Genomic DNA, 20769 nt, shown 5'->3' on the forward strand with positions numbered 1-20769 from the left:
CCCCTTGTGGGGCGCTTGGCCCCCGCCGCGGGGGCCCCTCTGGTTTGGGGCCTCGTCCTGCACCCCCCCCGCGACGGCTTCCAGCAGGGTGCGCTCGTCGGCGGTCAGGGCCTGCCATTCGGCCCAGGCACCGCGACGTGCCGCCCGTTCGCGCACCGGCAACCGCTGCCACGCATGCAGGCGCTGTACCGGCGTGGCGAGGTCGGCACGGGCCGGCGACGGTGCCGGCCCGACGGGCGTGGGCAGGGCGTCGGGCGTGGCCGCCAGCCAGGCCAGCAGCGGCAACTGCCGGGCCAGCGCCAGCGCACCGGGTGCTTCCAGCATGGCGCGATCGGGGGCCAGGGTGATGTCGTCGGCATCGAAGCGCGCCTGCGGGGCCGCCGGCGGCGGCAGCGCCTCGCGACGGACCTGCGGGAACCAGACGTCCAGCAGTGCGCGACCACGCGGGTGCAACAGGAACGTGGCCAGCAGTGCCAGCGCGCAGCCCAGCACGCCCAACCACAGCCAGCGCAGGCGGCGGGTGTGCACGGAGGCGGTCGGCCGGGCGCGGGCCGCTGGCACGGGAGCGGGCGTTGCGGGTGCGGGAAGCGGTGTGTCCAGTGCGCGTTGCACCGCCGCGCGCCACTGCCGCCAGATATCGACATCCGGCTGTCCTTGCGGGGTGTGCGGCAGGGCGTCGCGGATGCGGGCGTGGTACTCGGACAGCTCGATCCCCAGCACCTGCGTTGCGTCAGCCTCGCTCAGGCCCGCCACCAGTTGCAGCAAAACGGCAATCCGCCGATGCGGGGCCAGTCGGCTGATGGCGGGCAGCGGGGAATCGGCCCCCGCCTCGCCGTGACGCAGCGCCGGCGTGTTCAGCAGCAGCCGCCAGAATTGCAGCGGCCACTGGGCGATGGGCCAGTGCCCTGCGTCCGTGGCAAACACCCGGCTGGCGGCCGCCAACGCACGCCCGGCAGCCACGGGGTCGCCGGACAGGGCGTGCACCAGCAGATGCGCGCGCCGATCCACCCCGCGCAGGAACGCAGTGACCGCCGCAGGCTGCGGGGGCGTGGACGGTGGCGGGGTCATGGCGAAACGGTGGGCACGCCCCATCTTACCCATGCGGCGCACGGCAAGAGAGGCTTGACAGGCCCCCGCACGGCGGCTCCGCAAGGCCGTGCGCGGTCTGCGCTGGAATCAGTTGTGCACAGCAGTAAAAAATCCGACAGCGATGTCGGTTTCACGTCATTTTGCGACCCCGGTTCGCCTTGTTCCACGGATAGGCCATTGATTTATATGGAAATAGTGAAATTGGCGCATTTTTAGCCAAAGTGCTTGCAATGCCCGTGGCTGGGGGCTTGCGCAGGTTCATCCGGCGAACGTGCACAGAGTTATCCACAAGATGTGTGGATAAGGAGGCTTGTTGTTGCAAAACAGCAACTTGCAATGCCTTGGTAACGCGGTCGTCAAGTGTGGTGTGCAACCTGCGAATCGACCGGCCGATGCTCCTGCGCCCCCGGTAGACTGCCCGGATGCCTTCGCCTTCCACCCTTCGTGTGGCCCTGCCGCTGCCGCTGCCGCGCCTGTTCGACTACCTGCCCCCACCCGGATGCACCCCGGCAGCCACGCCGGTCGGCTGCCGCGTGCAGGTGCCGTTCGGCCCGCGCACGTTGTGTGGCGTTGTGGTGGAGCATGGGCAGGGCGAGCCCGGGGTCGCGTTGAAGACCGTGCAGGCCGTGCTGGACGCCGCGCCGCTGGTGCAGGGCGAACTGCTGGCCTCGTTGCGCTGGCTGGCCGGCTACCTGCACGCGCCGCTGGGTGAAGTACTGGCGGCGGCGTTGCCGGCGGCGTTGCGGCGCGGCGAGCCGTTGCCGGACAGCACCCGCCATGGCTGGGTATTGAACGAGGCAGGGCGCACCGCGCTGGCGGCGATGCGCACCGGCAAGCCAAAGACGCTGGCCGTGCTGCTGCAAACCGTGCATGACGAAGACGGGCTGGACGCGTTGCAACCCGGGTGGCGCACGCCGCTGCGCAGCCTGCGCGAGCGCGGGCTGGTCGAGCGCGTGAAAGTGGGGTCAGAGCCGCCTTTTTCCGGGAAAGGCGACGCTGACCCCACTTTCTCTCCCAATCCCGAACAGCAGGTCGCCATCGACGCGATCCGTGCCGCCGATGGCTACACCCCGTTCCTGCTCGACGGCGTCACCGGCAGCGGCAAGACCGAGGTCTACCTGCAGGCGATTGCCGATTGCCTGGCGCGCGGCAAGCAGGCGCTGGTGCTGGTACCGGAAATCGGGTTGACCCCGCAGGCACTGGCGCGTTTCCGCGCCCGCCTTGGCGTGCCGGTGCACGCGCTGCATTCCGGCCTGAATGACAACGAGCGCGCCGCCACCTGGCTGGCCGCCGCGCGTGGGCAGGCTCGGGTGGTCGTGGGGACGCGCTCGGCGGTGTTCGTGCCGCTGCCCGAGGCGGGGTTGCTGGTGGTCGATGAAGAGCACGACGGCAGCTACAAGCAATTCGACGGCATCCGTTACCACGCCCGTGATTTCGCCCTCGTCCGCGCCCGCGCGCTGGGTGTGCCGGTGGTGTTGGGCAGCGCCACCCCGGCGCTGGAAACCCTGCACAACGCCGGTACCGGCAAATTCACCCACCTGCGCCTGCGCCAGCGCGCCGGCAACGCGATGCCGCCGCAAGTACGCGTGCACGACGTGCGCAAGCTGCGGCTGCATGCGGGCCTGTCGGACGACGCGCTGGGTGCCATCCGCAGTGCACTGGATGCCGGTGGGCAGGTCTTGGTATTCAAGAACCGCCGTGGCTACGCACCGGTGCTGCTGTGCCACGACTGCGGCTGGAGTGCGCACTGCCCGCGCTGCAGCACGCCGGACAAGCCCACCGCAATGACCGTGCACAGCCACGGCAAGCGCCTGCAATGCCACCACTGTGGCCACCGCAAGCCGGCCCCGCCCGCCTGCCCGGACTGTGCCAGCCTCGGCCTGCAACCGCAGGGCAACGGCACCGAGCGGATCGAGGCCGAACTGCAGTCGCGCTTCGGCGGCGAGGTGCCGGTGATCCGCATCGACCGCGCCAGCAGCGGCGTGCGGGATGCCTTGCAAAAACACTTCGACACCCTCGGTCACCGGCCCGGCATCCTGGTCGGCACGCAGATGCTGGCCAAGGGCCACGACCTGCCCAACCTCACCCTGGTGGTGGTGGTGGGCATCGACGAGGGCCTGTTTTCCGCCGACTTCCGCAGTGGCGAAAAACTCGCGCAGTTGCTGGTCCAGGTGGCCGGTCGCGCCGGCCGCGCCGACAAGCCCGGCCGCGTGCTGTTGCAAACCCACCATCCCGAACACCCGCTGCTGCTGACCCTGGTGCAGGGCGGCTACCACGCCTTCGCCGATGCCGAATTGGCGCTGCGCGAGGCGGCCGGCTTCCCGCCATTCGCGCACCTGGCGCTGCTGCGCGCGGAAGCCCGGCAGACCGAGCCACCGCAGCAGTTCCTGCAATTGGCGAAAACCTGCTTGCGCGATGCCGACGTCGAACTGCACGGCCCGCTGCCCGCGCCGATGCCGCGCCGTGCCGGTTACGTGCGCGTGCAGCTGGTCGTCTCCGCCCGCGACCGTCGCACCCTGCACGCCGCGTTGGCGGCGGCGACCCCGGCCCTGTACGCCGCCCCGGAAGCCCGCCGCGTGCGTTGGTCGCTGGACGTGGATCCGCTGGATTTGTATTGAATCAGGTCGCCATCGGTGGGTGCCGCCGTTCCCGGCGCCGGAAGAACCAGTGCTTCACCAGCGCCACCAGCAGCAGGTAGGCGGCCACCATCGCGGTGAGGATGACGAAGAACTCCAGCGGCAGCGGCACGAAGCCCAGCATCCCGGCCAACGGCGTGTAGGGCAGCAGGGTGGCAAGCGCGACGATGCCCAGCGAGGTGCCGGCAAGCAGTGGGTGCGGGCGGCTGTGCAGCGGATTGCCGCGGGTGCGGATGACGAAGACCACCAGCACCTGGGTGGCCAGTGATTCGATGAACCAGCCGGTGTGGAACTCGCGCTCGCCGGCATTCAGCACGTTGAGCAGTACATAGAAGGTCAGGAAGTCGAACAGCGAGCTGATCGGGCCGATGGTCGCCATGAAGTCGCGGATGAACGCCATGTCCCAGTGCCGCGGGCGGGCGAGGTCGGCGGCGTCCATGTTGTCCAGCGGCAACGGGGTTTCCGAGAGGTCGTAGAGGAAATTGTTGAGCAGCACCTGCAGCGGAAGCATCGGCAGGAACGGCAGGAACAACGTGGCCGCCGCCATCGAAAACATGTTCCCGAAGTTGGAACTGGTGGCCATCATGATGTACTTCATGACGTTGCCGAAGGTGCGTCGGCCCTCGATGATCCCGTCGTGCAGTACGCCAAGATCCGGGCGCATCAGGATCATGGCGGCCGCCTGCCGGGCCACGTCCACGCCGCTCTCCACCGAGATGCCGACGTCGGCGGCATGCAGCGAAGGGGCGTCGTTGATGCCGTCGCCCATGTAGCCGACCACGTGCCCGCGCGCCTTCAGGGCCAGCAGCACCCGGGTCTTCTGCTGTGGGTTGGCGCGTGCGAACAGGTTGACCTCGCCCACCCGCGCGCGCAGTGCATCGTCGTTCATGGCTTCGATCTGCGCGCCGGTCAGCACGCCCGTGACCTGCATGCCAAGTTCGCCGCAGACGTGACGCGCGACCAGCGCGTCATCGCCGGTGACGACCTTGACCGTCACGCCGCTGGCGGCCAGCGCTGCCAGCGCCGGCTTGGCGCTTTCCTTCGGGGGGTCCAGGAACGCAAGGAAGCCGGCCAGCACCAGCGCACTCTCGTCGGCGGTGGTCGCGGCGATGAAGTCGCCGGGCTCGATGCGCCAGGCCACCGCCAGCGTGCGGAAACCCTGGCTCGCCAACCGCTCCAGCAGGGCGGCGCAGGCTTGTCGGTGGGCATCGTCCAGCGCATCCACGCGCGGCGATCCGTCGGCTCCGGTGCCGGCTTCGACCTGCGCACACACCCGCAGCACGTCCTCGGGTGCGCCCTTGACGATCAGCAGGCGCTGATCGGCGTTTTCCACCAGCACCGACACCCGCCGACGCTCGAAATCGAACGGCACCTCGTCCAGCTTGCGCCAGCCGGAGACGTCGATCCCGTTGGGCGCGAGGATGGCTTCGTCCAGCGGGCTCTTCAGCCCGCTCTCGTAGGTGCTGTTGAGGATGGCCAGTTGCAGCACGCGCGCGCTGTCATTGCCGGCTGGATCGATATGGTGCTGCAGCCGGATCCGCGCCTCGGTCAGGGTGCCGGTCTTGTCGGTGCACAGCACGTCCATCGCGCCCATGTCCTGGATCGCAGACAGGCGCTTGACGATGACCTGCTTGCGCGCCATGCGCAGGGCTCCGCGCGAGAGCGTCACCGACACGATCATCGGCAGCAGTTCCGGGGTCAGCCCCACCGCCAGCGCCACCCCGAACAGGAAGGCCTGCAGCAGCGGTCGATGGAAGGCCATGTTGACCAGGAATGTGAACAGCACCAGCAACAGCGTCAGCCGCATGATCAGCAGCCCGAAGCGGCGCGTGCCGATTTCGAACGCGGTCGGCGGCGGCGGCTTTTCCAACTCCTGGGCAATGCGGCCTATCGCGGTGGCCTTGCCGGTGCGCAGTACCTGCAACTGCGCCGAGCCGCTGACCACCGTGCTGCCCATGAACACCTGGCCGTCGATGTCCGTATCGATGCCGTCGGCAGCCACCGGCGCGGCGGCGGCATGGCGTTCGACCGGAAAGGCCTCGCCGGTCAGCAGTGCCTGGTTGACGAAGAAGTCGCGCGCCACCAGCACCTGCGCATCGGCCGGCACGAGGTCGCCGGCGGACAGGAACACGACATCGCCGGGCACCAGCTGCTCGGCGGGGATGTCACGGCGCACGCCATCGCGCAGGACGCTGGCGGTCAGCGCCACTTGCCGCGACAGCTGCTCCGCGGCCTGGCCGGCGCGATACTCCTGCACGAAATCCAGGGCCACGCTCAGCAGCACCATCACCGCGATCAACACCGCGCTGGTGGCATCCCCGGTGGCGGCGGAGATGGCGCAGGCGGCCAGCAGCACGATGACCAGCGGATTGCCGAAGCGCATCAGGAACTGGCGCAGGATGCTGTGCCGGCCCGGCTTCAGCACATTGGGCCCCACGCATGCCAGCCGCGCGGCGGCCACGCTGCTGGCCAGGCCGGCAGCGGCGGAGGATGACGATGCTGCGTCGGCGGTCTCGTCCATCCGCGCATGGTGGCACCAACCGGGGGGTGATGCGTGTCGGTGGAATGACGCCGGCAGGCGGGCCATTCGCACATCGGCGACAATGGCACGCCCACCCCGCAGCGCCGCCCGTGACCACCCAACTCGAACAACTCCGCCAGCACTCCACCGTGGTCGCCGATACCGGCGACATCGGTGCCATCGCCCGCTTCGCACCGATGGATGCCACCACCAATCCGTCGCTGCTGCTGAAGGCGGCCACGCTGCCGGCCTATGCCGCGCAGGTCGAAGCGGCGGTGGCGGCGGCCGGTGGCGACGACAAGGTGGGCGATGCCTGCGACCGGCTGGCGGTGGCCATTGGTGGCGAAATCCTCAAGTTGATCCCCGGGCGCGTGTCCACCGAGGTGGATGCGCGGCTGAGTTTCGATACCGCGGCCACCATCGCGAAAGCCCGGCGGCTGGTGCAGTTGTATGCCGATGCCGGCATCGGCCCCGAGCGTTTGCTGATCAAGATCGCCGCCACCTGGGAAGGCATCCGCGCCGCGGAGGTGCTGGAGCGCGAAGGCATCCACTGCAATCTCACCCTGTTGTTCTCGTTCGCGCAGGCGGTGGCCTGCGCCGAGGCTGGCGTGTTCCTGATCTCGCCCTTCGTCGGCCGCATCCTCGACTGGCACCTGGCAGGCGGCATGGCCACGCCCGCCACGCCGCAGGACGACCCCGGCGTGCAGTCGGTCACCCGCATCTGGAATTACTACAAGCAGCACGGATATGACACCGTGGTGATGGGCGCCAGCTTCCGCAATGTCGGGCAAGTGCTGGCGCTGGCCGGCTGCGACCGCCTGACCATTTCCCCGGAGTTGCTGGGCACCTTGGCGCAGGCCGATGCGCCGATCGCGCGTGCATTGCAGGACGCTGGCCAACGCCGCACGCCGGGTGCGGCATTGGGTGAAACCGGCTTCCGCTGGCAGCACAACGAAGACGCGATGGCCACCGACAAACTGGCCGACGGCATCCGCAAATTCGCGATCGACCAGGGCAAGCTGGAAGCGTTGCTGGCGGCCAAGTTGGGCTGATGGTGATGCCGGTCGAGCGCGAGTTGGGCCAAATCCTGCTGCTGGCCTTCGACCTGCTGGGCACCTTCGTGTTCGCCCTCAGCGGCGGCGTGCTGGCGGTGCGCAAAAAGCTGGACTTGTTCGGGGTGCTGGTGCTGTCCTGCGCGGCGGCGGTGTCCGGCGGGATCGTGCGTGATGTGTTGATTGGTGTGCACCCGCCGGCCTCGCTGGCCGACTGGCGCTATCTGGTCACCGCGATGCTGGCCGGGCTGGTGACCTTTCGCTGGTGCGGCCTGATCGAACGCCTGCGCAACCCGGTGCAGATGTTCGATGCCGCCGGCCTTGCCTTGTTCGCGGTGCTGGGCACCGGCAAGGCACTGGCCTTCGGCCTCACCCCGTTCGCGGCCACCTTGCTGGGCATCATCACCGGCATCGGCGGCGGCATCGCCCGTGACCTGCTGGTGGTGCGCACCCCGGTGGTGTTGCAGCAAACCGAGCTGTACGCGATGGCCGCGCTGGTGGGCAGTGGTGTGGTGGCATTGGCAGCAGCCTTCAACCTGCCACAACACCCGGCGATGGTGCTCGGCGCCCTGCTGTGCTTCGGCCTGCGCTTCATGAGCATTCGCCGGGGCTGGAAGCTGCCGGTGGCGGGATAGCGGGAGTAATGGAAACAAAACGGCCCGGATCGCTCCGGGCCGTCCGTTCAATTGACGCTTTGCTACCAGTTACAGGCTACGCCGAATTTCATCGGTACGTGCTCGCGTTGCGGCGGTGTCACAGTTCAAGCGAGCAATCTCGATCTCGGTGGGGTCCGTGCTGCGGCCGGCGGCTTCGATCTTGCAGTCCACGTCTTTTTTCTTGATCCAGGCGCGTTGCGATCCCAGCAGGTATTCCCGATCTTCCTCCGAGAGCCCTTTCCAGAGTTCGTTGATGGCTTGGTTGGCGAGGGTGTTCTGTTCCTGGGCGACGCTCAGGTTGGCGGCACCCTGTTCGGCACGCAGCTGGGCTTGCTGCTGCTCTTCCTGGAGGCGCTGCGCTTCCGCCGCCTGGTTGGCCTCCTCCGCTGCCTTTGCGTCTTCGATCTGCTTGGCCTCGATCATCGGCTTCAACATCGAAGACCCGGCGATTTCACTGACGAAATCGGCGATCGATGCGGCCCCGGTCAGCTCGGCATAGACCTTCTTGCCGTCATCCGTGGGCTGGGCGTTGTATTCGATGGCTTTCGTGAATGCGTTCGCCGCCTGCTCCATGTCGTTGTTGCTGGCCAGTGCTGAAATCGCCCCCAGGCCGGCAAGCTTCCTGCCCTCTTCTGCGGAATGCAGCAAGTCGGGCGGGACGACGATCTTGATCGTGCCTTCGCAGAACACTTTCGTGCTGTCCGGATCTTCCTTGGACGTTCGGACATTGTCGAAAGCGATGGAGATTTTGCTCAAGGTCGCCCGCGCGGATGCCGCGCTGAAAACGGCGCTGCCATCGTCGCGCTTGCCTTTGGCAAGGGCTTTCTCGGCCTCGTCCATCACGATCTGCTTGACCACGGCCAGCTCGTCCTTTCCCGAGCAGGTCGCCTTGTGTTTGCCGCATCCGGCCAACGCCATTGCGGCCATGACGATGGCCGCCGAACGAGTTGCAAAACGCATCGCTTCCCCCTGTATCGATTCCATGAACGAGTTGGCATTCCGTTCAGGAAGGTTAGCCGAGCCGAGGGGGTGATTGTCAACAAAACGGCCCGGAGTGACCCGGGCCGTTTTGGTATCGCGCAATGGCGTCGCTTACGCCGCGAACAGTGCCTTCATCTTCTTCAGCGCGTTGGCTTCGATCTGGCGGATGCGCTCGGCGGAGACGCCGTATTCGTCGGCCAGCTCCTGCAACGTCACCTTGCTGTCTTCATCCAGCCAGCGGCGGCGGATGATGTCGCGCGAGCGGGCGTCGAGGCGGGCCATGCCGTCGCGCAGCACTTCCAGTTCGTCGGCTTCGCTGCTGGTGGCTTCGTAGGCCGCCGCCGGGTCTTCGTCGTGGGCGACCAGGTAGTGGGCCGGGGCTGGCGGGGCGTGGTCGTCGTCGGCGTCGTCGGGCGCATCGAAACCGATGTCGCGGCCGGACAGGCGTGCTTCCATTTCCAGCACTTCGCGCTCGGACACGTTCAGGTCCTTCGCCACCGCGCTGACTTCGGCGGCATTCATCCAGCCCAGCCTGGTCTTGCTCTTGCGCAGGTTGAAGAACAGCTTGCGCTGCGCCTTGGTGGTGGCCACCTTGACGATGCGCCAGTTCTTGATGATGAAGTCGTGCATCTCGGCGCGGATCCAGTGCACCGCGAAGCTGACCAGGCGCACGCCCACCGAGGGGTCGAAGCGCTTCACCGCCTTCATCAGGCCGATGTTGCCTTCCTGGATCAGGTCGCCCAGCTGCAGGCCGTAGCCGTTGTAGCCGCGCGCCACATGCACCACGAAGCGCAGGTGCGAGAGGATCAGCTCCTGCGCGGCAGCGATGTCGTTGTCCTGGTGCAGGCGCACGGCCAGCGCGTGCTCGTCCTCGGCGGACAGCACCGGGATCTGGTGGACGCCGTTGATGTAGGCCTCCAGCGAACCCAGGCTGCTGGGAATCGGCAGGTTGTTGGCGACAAGTGCGGTGGACGTCATGGTGGCTTCCCTCATGCGGGCGAGTTTAGCAGTCCATGTATTCGACTGCTCACCGGCCCGTTGGTTCACTGTCGTTGCATGGATGGAACACTGGCGGTTGTCTGATCGTTCAGCCAAATCAGCCCATCCAGTCGATATGGGGTGGCGCAGGGCGGGCACAAGGGGCGTCGGCCCCGGCTTGACAGCCACGCCGGCCGCGTCGATGCTTTTCGGACATTCCGAGGGGAGCCCCGTACGGGGCTGAGAAAGCGTCGAGCTGACCCTTGTACCTGATCCGGGTCATGCCGGCGTAGGAACGGAAGAACACGCGCAGCGCCCCGGCACTGCGTGCCGTTGCATCGTCCAATCCCGGATCTCCCGCCGCTACACGAGGAGGAGATCCATGCAAGCACCCGACACCCGTCCGGGCACCGTCACCACCGGCCCGATCCGCGGCTCGCGCAAGGTCTATCTGTCGCCCCCCGGCCATCCCGGCCTGCGCGTGCCGCTGCGCGAGATCGCGCTGGACGACCCGCAGGCGCCGCGCCTGCACCTGTACGACACCTCCGGCCCGTACACCGAGGACGGCGTCGCCATCGACCTGGCCGCCGGGCTGCCGGCGCTGCGCGAAAGCTGGCTGGCGCGGCGCGGTTTCGAAGTGGTGGAAGGCCGCGCGGTGCGGCCCGAAGACAACGGCTTCGCCAGTGGCGAGCGGTTGGTTGCGCCCTGTCCGGCGGCGCGCACGCTGCGCCGAGGGTGCGCCGGTCAGCCGGTGACGCAGCTGGAGTTCGCCCGCGCCGGCATCGTCACCGAGGAAATGGTCTACGCCGCCCACCGCGAAAACCTCGGCCGCATCGCCGCCAGCGACGAGGAAAAGCAGCGGCTGGCAGGAGGCGAGTCGTTCGGCGCGTCGCTGCCGGCGCTGGTGACGCCGGAATTCGTGCGCGAGGAAATCGCCAAGGGCCGCGCCATCCTGCCGGCCAACATCAACCATCCGGAACTGGAACCGATGGTGATCGGGCGCAACTTCCTGGTGAAGGTGAACGCCAACATCGGCAACTCGGCGCTGTCCTCCGGCGTCGCCGAGGAAGTGGAGAAGCTGGTGTGGGCGATCCGCTGGGGCGCCGACACGGTCATGGACCTGTCCACCGGCCGCAACATCCACAACCTGCGCAGCTGGATCCTGCGCAACGCGCCGGTGCCGATCGGCACGGTGCCGCTGTACCAGGCGCTGGAAAAGGTCGGCGGCGATCCGGCGCGGCTGGACTGGGAGGTGTTCAAGGACACCCTGATCGAACAGGCCGAGCAGGGCGTGGACTACTTCACCATTCATGCCGGCGTGCGGCTGGCGCACGTGCCGCTGACCGCCAAGCGCGTCACCGGCATCGTGTCCCGCGGCGGCTCGATCATGGCGCGCTGGTGCCTGAGCTACCACCGCGAGAATTTCCTCTACGAACGCTTCGACGAGATCTGCAACATCCTGCGCCGCTACGACGTCGCCTTCTCGCTGGGCGACGGCCTGCGCCCCGGCAGCATTGCCGACGCCAACGACGCCGCCCAGTTCGCCGAACTCGACACCTTGGGCGAGTTGACCAAGGTGGCGTGGGGCAAGGGCTGCCAGGTGATGGTGGAAGGCCCCGGCCACGTGCCGATGCACAAGATCCGCGACAACATGACGCGCCAGCTGGACGTCTGCAGCGACGCGCCGTTCTACACGCTCGGCCCGCTGACCACCGACGCCGCACCCGGCCACGACCATCTGACTTCCGCGATCGGCGCGGCGATGATCGGCTGGTTCGGCACCGCCATGCTCTGCTACGTGACGCCGAAGGAACATCTGGGCCTGCCCGACCGCGACGACGTCAAGACCGGGGTGATCAGTTACAAGATCGCCGCCCACGCCGCCGACCTGGCCAAGGGCCACCCGGCCGCGCAGGCGCATGACGACGCGCTGTCGCGGGCGCGCTTCGCGTTCCGCTGGGAAGACCAGTTCAACCTCTCGCTGGACCCCGACACCGCGCGCGCCTACCACGACGCCACCCTGCCGAAGGACGCGCACAAGAGCGCGCATTTCTGCTCGATGTGCGGGCCGAAGTTCTGCTCGATGCAGCTCAGCCACGAGCTGCGCGGCGATGCCGAAGCGGGGATGCAGGCGAAGGCGCAGGAGTTCATCGCCAGTGGCGGTGCGCTGTACGTGGATGCGCCGGCGGAGTTGCCGGCATGAGTGCGCGCGTGCGCGTACTGGGTGCCGGTGTGGCCGGCCTGGCGGCGGCGCTGGAACTGGCGCAGGCCGGTGCCGAGGTGGAGGTGCTGGAAGTCGGCGCGCAGCCCGGTGGCGACGGCGCCAGCCCCTTTGCCGGCGGCATGCTGGCACCGTGGTGCGAATGCGTCAGTGCCGAACCGCTGGTCGCCGAACTCGGCCGGCAGGCGCTGGACTGGTGGCCGCGGCAGTTCGACGGCACCGTCCGCAACGGCACGCTGGTGCTGTCCGCCGTGCGCGATGTCGGCGAGCTGGAGGCTTTTGCCAATCGCAGCGACAACTACCGCAGGCTGGACGGCGACGGCATCGCCGCGCTGGAACCGGATCTGGCCGGGCGCTTCCGCCACGGCCTGTTCTTCGCCGATGAAGCGCACCTCGACCCGCGCGCGGCGCTGGCGGCGCTGGTGCAGCGATTGGGCGAACTGGGCGTCGCGGTTCGCTATGGCGTCGATGCGCGCGGGCAAGCCGACGACGGCCGCAGCGTGCTCGATTGCCGCGGCTACGCCGCCCGCGACCGCCTGCCGGAGCTGCGCGGCGTGCGCGGCGAAATGCTGCTGCTGCACAGCGACGCCGTGCGTTTCGCGCGCCCGATCCGGCTGCTGCATCCGCGCGGCATGCATTACCTGGTGCCGCGCGGCGACGGCCTGTACATGCTCGGCGGCAGCATGCTGGAAAGCGACGATGCTGGCGCGATCAGCGCGCGCTCGGCGGTGGAGCTGCTCAACGCCGCCTACGCGCTGCATCCGGCGCTGGCCGAGGCGCGCATCGTCGAGCTGGGCCACGGCCTGCGCCCGGCCTTCCCCGACAACCTGCCGCGGCTGCAGCAGCGCGATGGCCGCTGGCATCTCAACGGGCTGTTCCGCCACGGCTACCTGCTGGCGCCGGCGCTGGCACGGCAAGCCGCCGCGCGCCTGCTGGAGGCGGCGTGATGCAGCTGGTCGTGAACGGCGAAGCGCGCCGGGTCGAAGCCGCCACGCTGGCGCAGGCGCTGCTGGAACTGGGCTATCGCGATGCCCGCGTCGCCACCGCGTTGAACGGTCTGTTCGTGCCCGCCGGACAGCGCGCGGCGCAGGCGCTGGGCGACGGCGATGCGCTGGAAGTGCTGGCCCCGATGCAGGGAGGTTGAGATGCAGGTCTACGACAGTGAAGTGGGTTCGCGGCTGTGGCTGGGCAGCGCCCGCTATCCCTCGCCGGCGATCCTGAGCGAGGCGGTGCGCGGCGCAGGTTGCGACGTGGTGACGGTGTCGCTGCGCCGCGAAAACGCGCAGGCCGGCGCGGGACAGGCGTTCTGGGCGCTCATCCGCGCGCTGGGCGTGCGCGTGCTGCCCAATACCGCCGGCTGCCACACGGTGCAGGAGGCCGTCACCACCGCGCGGATGGCGCGCGAGGTGTTCGACACCCGCTGGATCAAGCTGGAAGTGCTGGGCACGGGCGAACTGCTGCAGCCGGACGTGTTCGGGCTGGTGGAGGCGGCGCGGATCCTCTGCGACGAGGGCTTCCAGGTCTTCCCGTACACCACCGCCGACCTCGGGGTGGCCGAGCGGCTGCTCGACGCCGGCTGCCGGGTGTTGATGCCGTGGGGCGCGCCGATCGGCAGCGGCCGCGGGCTGGCCGATCCGTTCGCGCTGCGCGCGCTGCGCGCCCGCTTCCCCGACATCCCGCTGGTGGTCGATGCCGGCCTCGGTGTGCCTTCGCACGCGGCGATGGCGATGGAGCTGGGTTTCGACGCGGTGCTGGCCAACACCGCGGTGGCGCTGGCCGCCGACCCGGTGCGGATGGCGCGCGCGTTCGCCGATGCGGTGCGCGCCGGTGCCGCCGCGCATGCCGCGGGGCCGATGCCGGCGCGCGATTTTGCCGAGCCCTCCACGCCGGTCATCGGCCAGGCCTGGCGCGCATGAGCCGGCTCGATCCCTTCTATCCGGTGGTCGACAGCGCCGCCTGGGTGCAGCGCCTGCTGCCGCTGGGCACCAGGTTGGTGCAGCTGCGGATCAAGGACGCGCCGCAGGCGCGGCTGCGGGCGGAGATCGGTACCGCGCTGGCGGCCTGCCGCGCGCATGCCGCGCAGCTGGTGGTCAACGATCATTGGCAGCTGGTGCTGGACGCGGGCGCGGACTTCGTCCACCTCGGCCAGGAAGACCTGCAGGATGCCGACCTGCCGGCGCTGCGCCGGCGCGGCGTGCGGCTTGGCATCAGCACCCACAGCGAGGCCGAACTGGAGCGCGCGCTGGCGCTGGCGCCGGACTACATCGCGCTGGGCCCGGTATATCCCACCATGCTGAAGCGGATGCCGTGGTCGCCGCAGGGCCTGCCGCGTCTTGGCGAGTGGAAAAGCAAGATCGGCGCGCTGCCGCTGGTGGCGATCGGCGGCATCACCCTGGAGCGCGCACAGGGTTGTTTCGATGCCGGTGCCGACGCGGTTGCGCTGGTCAGCGACATCACCCGTCACCCTGATCCCGACGCCCGCACCACGGCCTGGCTGCAGGCCACGCGGGCGCGGGCATGAAGTCGCTGGCGCTGAGCATCGCCGGCTCCGATTCCTGCGGCGGCGCCGGGCTGCAGGCGGACCTGGCCGCCTTCGCCGCGCTGGGCGTGCGCGGCGCCACCGCGGTCACCGCGGTCACCGCGCAGAACCGCAGCGGCGTGCGCGCGCTGCAGGTGTTGCCGGCGCTGCTGGTGCGCGACCAGATCGATGCGGTGTTCGAGGAGGAGCCGGTGCGCGCGGTCAAGCTGGGCATGCTGGCGGAAGCGTCGATCATCGAAGCGGTGGCGGCCAGCCTGCGCCAGCATCGCGCGCGCGCGGTGGTCATCGATCCGGTGATGATCGCCAGTTCCGGTGCGCGGCTGTTGCGTGCGGACGCGGTGGTCGCGCTGCGCCGCGAACTGCTGCCGCTGGCCGACTGCCTGACTCCCAATCTCGATGAAGCCGCCGCGCTGCTGGACGCGCCGCGCGCGCAGGACGAGGCGCAGATGCTGGAGCAGGGGCGCGCGCTGCTGGCGCTGGGGCCGCGCGCGGTGCTGATGAAGGGCGGCCACGCGCCGCTGGCGGAGGCGGTGGATCTGCTGGTGCAGCCGCAGTCGGTGCAGCGCTTCGCCGCGCCGTGGGTCGTCGGCGCCGATGGCCACGGCAGCGGCTGCACGCTGTCCGCGGCGGTGGCGGCCGGGCTGGCGCTGGGCGACGGGCTGGAGGTGGCGGTGGGTGCCGCCAAGCGGCATCTGGGCCACTGGCTGGGCGAGCGCTTCAGGCCGATGTAAGCAGCGCGCACGGCGGCAGCGACCAGTCGATCGGGGCCTTGCCGCAGCGGGCCAGGTACTGGTTGGCGGCGGAGAAATGCCCGCAGCCGAGGAAGCCGCGGTGCGCCGACAGCGGCGAGGGATGCGGCGCCTTCAGCACGCGATGGCAGCGGCCGTCGATCACCGCGCCCTTCTTCTGCGCGTAGCTGCCCCACAGCAGGAACACCAGACCCTCGCGCTCGCGGTTCAGCACATCCACCACGTGGTCGGTGAAGCCTTCCCAGCCGCGGCCCTGGTGGCTGCCGGGCTGGCCGTCCTCCACCGTCAGCACGCTGTTGAGCAGCAGCACGCCGTGCCGCGCCCACGGCAACAGGCAGCCGTGGTCGGGACGGAGGAAGCCGGTATCGCGCTCCAGCTCCTTGTAGATGTTCAGCAGCGACGGCGGCACCGGCACCCCCGGCAGCACCGAGAAGCACAGCCCGTGCGCCTGCCCGGCGCCGTGGTAGGGGTCCTGGCCGAGAATGACGACCTTCACCGCCTCGAACGGGGTGGCCTCGAAGGCGGCGAAGATGTCGCGGCCGGGCGGGTAGATGCGCGCACCGGCGGCCTTGCGCTGGCGCAGGAAGGCGGCAAGCTGGCGCATGTCTTCGCGCGCGAACCAGTCGCCCACGCGCGCCTTCCAGCTCGGCTCCAGTTGCAGCGCGGCGGTGGCGTCCATCGCGTTCAAGGCATCGTGTTCAAGCCGGCGCGCTCAGATCACGCCGCGCTTCTTCTCGAACAGGAAATACGCCAGCCCCAGCAGCGCACCGACCCCCAGCGAGGCCGGCCAGCCCAGCGGGCTCAGCCACTTCACCAGCCCGGCCAGCAGCAGGCCCAGCACCACGAACTGCGAATAGCGCCAGCGGCTTTCGCGAAAGCTTTTCATCTCCGGGCCGGCCATCGGCTCAGACCTTGTAGCCGGTGTGGATGGCGACGATGCCGGCGCTCATGTTGCGGAAGCTGCAGCGCGCAAGCCCGGCCGCTTCCATCATCGCCTTGAGCTCGCGCTGCGGCGGATGCTTGCGGATCGACTCGGCCAGGTACTGGTAGCTCTCGGCGTCGCCGGCGAACAGGCTGCCCAGCTTCGGCAGCACCTTGAAGGAATGGAAGTCGTAGATCGGCTTGAACCATTCCGCCTGCACTTCGGAAAATTCCAGCACCCGCGCCTGCCCGCCCGGGCGCAGCACCCGCGCGATCTCGCGCAGCGCGGCGTCCTTGTCGGTCACGTTGCGCAGGCCGAAGGCCATGGTGACGAGGTCGAAGCTGGCGTCGGGGAAGGGCAGGCATTCGGCGTTGCACTGCACGTATTCGAAGCCGCGCACGTTGCCGCGGTCGGTCATGCGGTCGCGGCCCACGCGCAGCATGTCGCCGTTGATATCGCCCAGCACCAGCTTGCCGGTCTCGCCCACGCGATCCTTCAGCAGCGCGGCGATGTCGCCGGTGCCGCCGGCCAGGTCCAGCACGCGGTCGCCCTTGCGCACCTGGCAGGTGGCCACGAAGAACCGCTTCCACAGCCGATGGATGCCCAGGCTCATCGCATCGTTCATCAGGTCGTACTTGCCGGCCACCGAGGAGAACACTTCGGCGACCAGTTTCTGCTTGTCGGCCACCGGCACGTCGCGGAAACCGAAGTGGGTGGTGTCTTGCTGTGGCGAGGGTGCGTTCATGGGCCGATTATCGCATTCCGCAGGATTGACTCCAGTCAATCTTGGTTGCTTGATGAGTGCGGAGAATGCAACAGGTGCCCCGCCATGACGCCACAGGAGTCGCCATGCACCAGAGCTTGCCGATGTTGATTGCCGACGATGCAACGCTGGTGCGGTATCTCAACCAATTCCAGCACAACGCGTATGCCATGCAGCCGGCCCGCGAGGGCATCGACTTGGTCACTTGGCTGGCCAGTGGTGATGATGCCGCAGAGGCCGAGCATGCACAGGCAACCCGGCTGGGCTTCCCGCTGGTGCGCCTGCCTGCCGTGGCTGCCGATCCGGCCGTGGCCGCGATGCTGTCGCCGCAACAGGCGCGACGGCTGCGGGTGGTGCCGCTGCGCCGCTACAACGGCCTGCTGGCAGTGGCGATGGAAGATCCCACAAATCACGAAGCGCTGGCCGCGCTGGAGTTCGTCTCGCCCGATCGGGTGCTGCCGCTGGTGGCTACGGCACGCGGCATCCGCGCGGCCATTACCCGGCATTACGACCAGATCGAAGATCGCGAAACCGCCCGACAGCTGGGCCTGGATCCCGCATTGCGCGCCGACGATGCCAGCGAACAGGAAGCCAACCGGCTGGCGCAGGAGCAGCCGGTGGTACGGCTGGTCAGTGGCCTGATCGCCGATGCGGTGGCGCGGCGCGCCTCCGACATCCATTTGCGGCCGGGGGAGCACGGTGCAGACGTGTTGTTCCGGATTGACGATGAACTGGTGCCGGTACGCAGCCTTCTGCGTGCCCTGCAGCCGGCGGCGGTGAGCCGGATCAAGGTGCTGGGAGGCATGAACCTGGCCGAGCACCGGTTGCCGCAGGACGGCCGCACCAGCTTCGCGCTGGAGGATGGTCGCCACGTCGACTTGCGCATTTCCATCTTGCCCACCGTGTACGGGGAAAGCGCGGTGGTGCGCCTGCTCGACCCCAGGGAAAGCCTGTGGAACCTGGGCCAGCTGGGCCTGAGCGATACCGACCGGCTGCGGCTGGATGACGTGATGAGCCGCAGCCAGGGCATGTTCCTGACCACCGGCCCCACCGGTTGCGGCAAGTCCACCACGCTCTACGCGATGCTGCTGGAGCTGCGCAAGCAGCCGATCAACATCCTCACCATCGAGGATCCGGTGGAGTTCCACATCGCCGATATCCAGCAGATGCAGGTCAACCGCGCTGCCGGTTTCACCTTTGCCGGTGCCATGCGCAACTTCCTGCGGCACGACCCCGACGTGATCATGGTGGGCGAGATCCGCGACCGCGAAACCGCCGGCATCGCGGTGGAAAGCGCGCTCACCGGGCACCTGCTGCTCAGCACCTTGCATACCAACACCGCCGCCACCACCGTCACCCGCCTGCTGGACCTGGGCGTGGAGCCCTATCTGCTGCGCGCCAGCCTGTTGGCGGTGATGTCGCAGCGGCTGGTGCGCCTGACCTGCCCGCATTGCCGCGAGGTGGAGCAGGTGTCGTCGCACATCCGCGAAGCACTGGGCGTGGGCCGCGATGAAGTCTTCCACAAGGGGCGCGGCTGCGTGCATTGCGAGGGCCTGGGCGTGCGTGGCCGGCAGGCGGTCTACGAGCTGCTGGTGATGAGCCCGCGCCTGCGCACGCTGGTGGTGCCGGGCGCGGAGGCCGACACCATCCACCAGGTGGCGGTGGAGGAAGGCATGGTGCCGATTACCCGGGCCGCCGTGGCCTTGGCGCGCAGCGGGGCAGTGGCGCTGTCGGAAGCGTGGCGGGTGCGCGCGGATTGACGGCATGCGGCATGCGACACTGCACGCATGCACGTCGAATCCGTTTCCTTCCGCGATACACCCTGCATCCGCATCGCAAACGAAGGTGCCAGCGCGCTGGTGGCGTTGCACGGCGGGCACGTGCTGTCATGGGTGGCAGCCGATGGCCGCGAGCGCCTGTTCCTGGGCGCGCGCAGTCGTTTCGACGGCGCGTCCGCGATCCGTGGCGGCATCCCGGTGATCTTCCCGCAATTTTCCGGGCGCGGCCGGCTGGGGCGGCATGGCTTCGCGCGCACCGCGCCGTGGGCGTTTGCTGGCGTGGAGGCGGATGCGGCAGTGTTCGAACTGGCCGATGACGGTACGCGTTTCCACGGCTGGGGCCATCCGTGCATGCTCCGCTTGCGCGTGACGCTCGGCGCGATGGCATTGCAGGTGGCGCTGGAGGTCGACAACAGCGGCCACCAGCCACTGGCCTTCACCGCCGCACTGCACACCTATCTGCGGGTGGACGACATCGCTTTTGTTGTCATCGAAGGCCTGCAAGGCTGCGACTTCGAAGACAGCGCGGCCGGTGGCACCTTGCGCCGCCAGCACGATCACGAAGTCACGTTCGACAACGAGACAGACCGCATCTATGCCGACGTGGTGACGCCGCTGACGCTCATCGACGGCGCGCGGCGGCTGGCCATCGAACAGCAGGGCTTTGCCGACGTTGTGGCATGGAACCCCGGTGCCGCACTGGCCAGCACGATCGCCGACCTGGCGGCGGGGGAGTACCGGCAATTTGCCTGCGTGGAAGCCGCCCAGGTGTTGCAGCCGGCGTGGCTGGCACCCGGGCAGCGCTGGCAGGGCTGGCAGCGGTTGCAGGCGCAGCCCTGAGCATGCGTCGGTGCGGTGGTGGCTTGCCGGTACAATTCGCCGATGCGCTTCCCCGATTACCCCTTTACCCCGCACCGCTTCGACGTCCGCCCCGGCATCGCGATGTCCTTCCTCGACGAAGGGCCGCGCGACGGCGACGTGGTCGTGATGCTGCACGGCAATCCGTCGTGGAGCTATTACTGGCGCCACCTGGTGCTGGGCCTGCGCGACAAATACCGCTGCATCGTGCCGGACCACGTCGGCATGGGCCTGAGCGACCGCCCGGACGATGGCCCGTCCGCGCAGCCGCGCTATGACTACACGCTGCAAGCGCGCATCGACGACGTGGACGCGCTGCTGAAGCACCTCGGCATCGACGGCCCGGTGACGCTGGCGGTGCACGACTGGGGCGGGATGATCGGCTTCGGCTGGGCGCTGCGCGATCCCGCGCGCGTCAAGCGGCTGGTCATCACCAACACCGCCGCGTTCCCGCTGCCGGCGGCCAAGCGCTTCCCCGCGCGGCTGGCGATGGGGCGCGATTCACGTCTGGGCGGCTGGCTGATCCGCCGCTTCAACCTGTTCGCGCGCGGCGCGGCGTGGATGGGCACCAAACGCGCGCTGCCGAAGGACGTGCGCGCGGCGTATGCCGGCGTATATGACGGTTGGGACCAGGCGATCTCCACCCTGCGCTTCATGCAGGACATCCCGCTGCACGACGGCGACCGCGCCATGCCGCTGGTGCAGGCCAGCGCGAAGGCGCTGCCCGGCTATGCGGACCGCCCGGCGTTCCTCGGCTGGGGCCTGCGCGATTTCGTGTTCGACCAGCACTTCCTCGACGGCTTCCGCAGCGCGCTGCCGAACGCGGAAGTGCATGCGTATGCCGATGCGGGCCACTACGCGCTGGAGGACAAGCACGAAGCGCTGGTGCCGCTGATCCGGGCGTTCCTGGATCGTAATCCGCTGTAGCGGTTGTTCCACCGCAGTGGCATCGGAGGGTGGCGCCACAAGCTGCGAGGCCAGCCGGCGGGCAGCGGCCTCGCAACCAAGCGAGTATCGGGGAGTGCG

General features: G+C 68.9%; 19 protein-coding genes and 1 riboswitch. Of the genes, 12 read left to right on the plus strand and 7 right to left on the minus strand.

The window, feature by feature from the left end; genetic code table 11:
* The coding region (locus ACE3OK_RS11960) for a hypothetical protein (RefSeq protein ID WP_374249769.1) at positions 1-1068 on the minus strand (1068 nt) is incomplete at its 3' end.
* Between the two features lie 443 nt (positions 1069-1511).
* On the opposite strand from ACE3OK_RS11960, the gene ACE3OK_RS11965 reads away from it, so the two are divergent.
* A complete protein-coding gene (locus ACE3OK_RS11965) occupies positions 1512-3707 on the plus strand; it encodes a primosomal protein N' (RefSeq protein WP_374249770.1) in 2196 nt (731 codons plus the stop codon).
* A gap of 1 nt (position 3708) precedes the next feature.
* Here the strand turns inward: ACE3OK_RS11965 and mgtA are convergent, their stop codons facing one another.
* Complete coding sequence (gene mgtA / locus ACE3OK_RS11970; RefSeq protein ID WP_374249771.1) at positions 3709-6246, minus strand: magnesium-translocating P-type ATPase; 2538 nt, start codon at positions 6244-6246, stop codon at positions 3709-3711.
* Between the two features lie 110 nt (positions 6247-6356).
* Here mgtA and tal point away from each other — a divergent pair, with 110 nt between their 5' ends.
* Together tal and ACE3OK_RS11980 are read left to right on the plus strand one after the other, a co-directional pair.
* Positions 6357-7298, plus strand: coding sequence for a transaldolase (gene tal / locus ACE3OK_RS11975; protein WP_374249772.1), 942 nt, complete (start codon positions 6357-6359; stop codon positions 7296-7298).
* A 5-nt stretch (positions 7299-7303) separates the two neighbouring features.
* Complete coding sequence (locus ACE3OK_RS11980; RefSeq protein WP_374249789.1) at positions 7304-7933, plus strand: trimeric intracellular cation channel family protein; 630 nt, start codon at positions 7304-7306, stop codon at positions 7931-7933.
* Between the two features lie 69 nt (positions 7934-8002).
* Here ACE3OK_RS11980 and ACE3OK_RS11985 read toward each other — a convergent pair whose 3' ends face one another.
* Complete coding sequence (locus ACE3OK_RS11985) at positions 8003-8938, minus strand: lysozyme inhibitor LprI family protein (RefSeq protein ID WP_374249774.1); 936 nt, start codon at positions 8936-8938, stop codon at positions 8003-8005.
* Positions 8939-9046: 108 nt separating this feature from the next.
* Complete coding sequence (gene rpoH, locus ACE3OK_RS11990) at positions 9047-9913, minus strand: RNA polymerase sigma factor RpoH (protein ID WP_374249775.1); 867 nt, start codon at positions 9911-9913, stop codon at positions 9047-9049.
* 211 nt (positions 9914-10124) lie between these two features.
* Positions 10125-10226: riboswitch (TPP riboswitch) on the plus strand.
* 69 nt (positions 10227-10295) lie between these two features.
* Here rpoH and thiC point away from each other — a divergent pair.
* The 6 genes from thiC to thiD are packed head-to-tail and all read left to right on the plus strand — an operon-like array spanning position 10296 to position 15404.
* Positions 10296-12116: a phosphomethylpyrimidine synthase ThiC gene (gene thiC, locus ACE3OK_RS11995; protein WP_374249776.1), complete on the plus strand. Its 1821-nt coding sequence runs from the start codon at positions 10296-10298 to the stop codon at positions 12114-12116.
* On the plus strand, positions 12113-13081 hold the full coding sequence (locus ACE3OK_RS12000; protein ID WP_374249777.1) for an FAD-dependent oxidoreductase: 969 nt from the start codon (positions 12113-12115) through the stop codon (positions 13079-13081). Before thiC ends, ACE3OK_RS12000 begins: the two co-directional genes overlap by 4 nt.
* A complete protein-coding gene (thiS, locus tag ACE3OK_RS12005) occupies positions 13081-13278 on the plus strand; it encodes a sulfur carrier protein ThiS (protein WP_374249778.1) in 198 nt (65 codons plus the stop codon). The genes ACE3OK_RS12000 and thiS overlap by 1 nt, the downstream gene beginning before the upstream one ends.
* Position 13279: 1 nt before the next feature.
* Positions 13280-14050, plus strand: coding sequence for a thiazole synthase (locus tag ACE3OK_RS12010; RefSeq protein ID WP_374249779.1), 771 nt, complete (start codon positions 13280-13282; stop codon positions 14048-14050).
* The gene (locus ACE3OK_RS12015) at positions 14047-14655 is read left to right on the plus strand and encodes a thiamine phosphate synthase (RefSeq protein ID WP_374249780.1); all 609 of its coding nucleotides are present in this window, start codon (positions 14047-14049) and stop codon (positions 14653-14655) included. Before ACE3OK_RS12010 ends, ACE3OK_RS12015 begins: the two co-directional genes overlap by 4 nt.
* On the plus strand, positions 14652-15404 hold the full coding sequence (gene thiD / locus ACE3OK_RS12020; RefSeq protein ID WP_374249781.1) for a bifunctional hydroxymethylpyrimidine kinase/phosphomethylpyrimidine kinase: 753 nt from the start codon (positions 14652-14654) through the stop codon (positions 15402-15404). The genes ACE3OK_RS12015 and thiD overlap by 4 nt, the downstream gene beginning before the upstream one ends.
* Here thiD and ung read toward each other — a convergent pair.
* Genes ung through ubiE form a run of 3 tightly spaced genes read right to left on the minus strand, consistent with a single transcriptional unit; the run spans position 15391 to position 17089 of the window.
* Positions 15391-16101 (minus strand): uracil-DNA glycosylase, encoded by a 711-nt coding sequence (gene ung / locus ACE3OK_RS12025; protein ID WP_374249782.1) that lies wholly within the window; start codon positions 16099-16101, stop codon positions 15391-15393. The two genes, thiD and ung, sit on opposite strands and share 14 nt — an antisense overlap.
* Before the next feature lie 33 nt (positions 16102-16134).
* Complete coding sequence (locus tag ACE3OK_RS12030; RefSeq protein WP_374249783.1) at positions 16135-16308, minus strand: hypothetical protein; 174 nt, start codon at positions 16306-16308, stop codon at positions 16135-16137.
* A gap of 19 nt (positions 16309-16327) precedes the next feature.
* Entirely contained in the window at positions 16328-17089 is a 762-nt protein-coding gene (gene ubiE / locus ACE3OK_RS12035; protein ID WP_374249784.1) for a bifunctional demethylmenaquinone methyltransferase/2-methoxy-6-polyprenyl-1,4-benzoquinol methylase UbiE, read from the minus strand.
* 104 nt (positions 17090-17193) lie between these two features.
* Between ubiE and ACE3OK_RS12040 the strand changes: the two genes are divergently transcribed.
* The 3 genes from ACE3OK_RS12040 to ACE3OK_RS12050 are packed head-to-tail and all read left to right on the plus strand — an operon-like array spanning position 17194 to position 20670.
* A complete protein-coding gene (locus ACE3OK_RS12040) occupies positions 17194-18867 on the plus strand; it encodes a GspE/PulE family protein (protein WP_374249786.1) in 1674 nt (557 codons plus the stop codon).
* A 27-nt stretch (positions 18868-18894) separates the two neighbouring features.
* Positions 18895-19725 carry a D-hexose-6-phosphate mutarotase gene (locus tag ACE3OK_RS12045; protein ID WP_374249787.1) on the plus strand — a complete coding sequence of 277 codons (831 nt, stop codon included), beginning with the start codon at positions 18895-18897 and terminating at the stop codon, positions 19723-19725.
* Positions 19726-19767: 42 nt separating this feature from the next.
* Positions 19768-20670 carry an alpha/beta fold hydrolase gene (locus ACE3OK_RS12050; RefSeq protein WP_374249788.1) on the plus strand — a complete coding sequence of 301 codons (903 nt, stop codon included), beginning with the start codon at positions 19768-19770 and terminating at the stop codon, positions 20668-20670.
* Positions 20671-20769 lie beyond the last annotated feature (99 nt).

Origin of the sequence: Thermomonas sp., assembly GCF_041905325.1 — a bacterium.
Classification (GTDB): domain Bacteria; phylum Pseudomonadota; class Gammaproteobacteria; order Xanthomonadales; family Xanthomonadaceae; genus Thermomonas.

Coding starts and splice junctions, on each gene's coding strand:
- ACE3OK_RS11965 (WP_374249770.1), top strand. CDS start 1,512: ATGCCTTCGCCTTCCACCCTTCGTGTGGCCCTGCCGCTGCCGCTGCCG.
- mgtA (WP_374249771.1), bottom strand. CDS start 6,246: ATGGACGAGACCGCCGACGCAGCATCGTCATCCTCCGCCGCTGCCGGC.
- ACE3OK_RS11980 (WP_374249789.1), top strand. CDS start 7,304: ATGCCGGTCGAGCGCGAGTTGGGCCAAATCCTGCTGCTGGCCTTCGAC.
- ACE3OK_RS11985 (WP_374249774.1), bottom strand. CDS start 8,938: ATGGAATCGATACAGGGGGAAGCGATGCGTTTTGCAACTCGTTCGGCG.
- rpoH (WP_374249775.1), bottom strand. CDS start 9,913: ATGACGTCCACCGCACTTGTCGCCAACAACCTGCCGATTCCCAGCAGC.
- thiC (WP_374249776.1), top strand. CDS start 10,296: ATGCAAGCACCCGACACCCGTCCGGGCACCGTCACCACCGGCCCGATC.
- ACE3OK_RS12000 (WP_374249777.1), top strand. CDS start 12,113: ATGAGTGCGCGCGTGCGCGTACTGGGTGCCGGTGTGGCCGGCCTGGCG.
- thiS (WP_374249778.1), top strand. CDS start 13,081: ATGCAGCTGGTCGTGAACGGCGAAGCGCGCCGGGTCGAAGCCGCCACG.
- ACE3OK_RS12010 (WP_374249779.1), top strand. CDS start 13,280: ATGCAGGTCTACGACAGTGAAGTGGGTTCGCGGCTGTGGCTGGGCAGC.
- ACE3OK_RS12015 (WP_374249780.1), top strand. CDS start 14,047: ATGAGCCGGCTCGATCCCTTCTATCCGGTGGTCGACAGCGCCGCCTGG.
- thiD (WP_374249781.1), top strand. CDS start 14,652: ATGAAGTCGCTGGCGCTGAGCATCGCCGGCTCCGATTCCTGCGGCGGC.
- ung (WP_374249782.1), bottom strand. CDS start 16,101: ATGGACGCCACCGCCGCGCTGCAACTGGAGCCGAGCTGGAAGGCGCGC.
- ACE3OK_RS12030 (WP_374249783.1), bottom strand. CDS start 16,308: ATGAAAAGCTTTCGCGAAAGCCGCTGGCGCTATTCGCAGTTCGTGGTG.
- ubiE (WP_374249784.1), bottom strand. CDS start 17,089: ATGAACGCACCCTCGCCACAGCAAGACACCACCCACTTCGGTTTCCGC.
- ACE3OK_RS12040 (WP_374249786.1), top strand. CDS start 17,194: ATGCACCAGAGCTTGCCGATGTTGATTGCCGACGATGCAACGCTGGTG.
- ACE3OK_RS12045 (WP_374249787.1), top strand. CDS start 18,895: ATGCACGTCGAATCCGTTTCCTTCCGCGATACACCCTGCATCCGCATC.
- ACE3OK_RS12050 (WP_374249788.1), top strand. CDS start 19,768: ATGCGCTTCCCCGATTACCCCTTTACCCCGCACCGCTTCGACGTCCGC.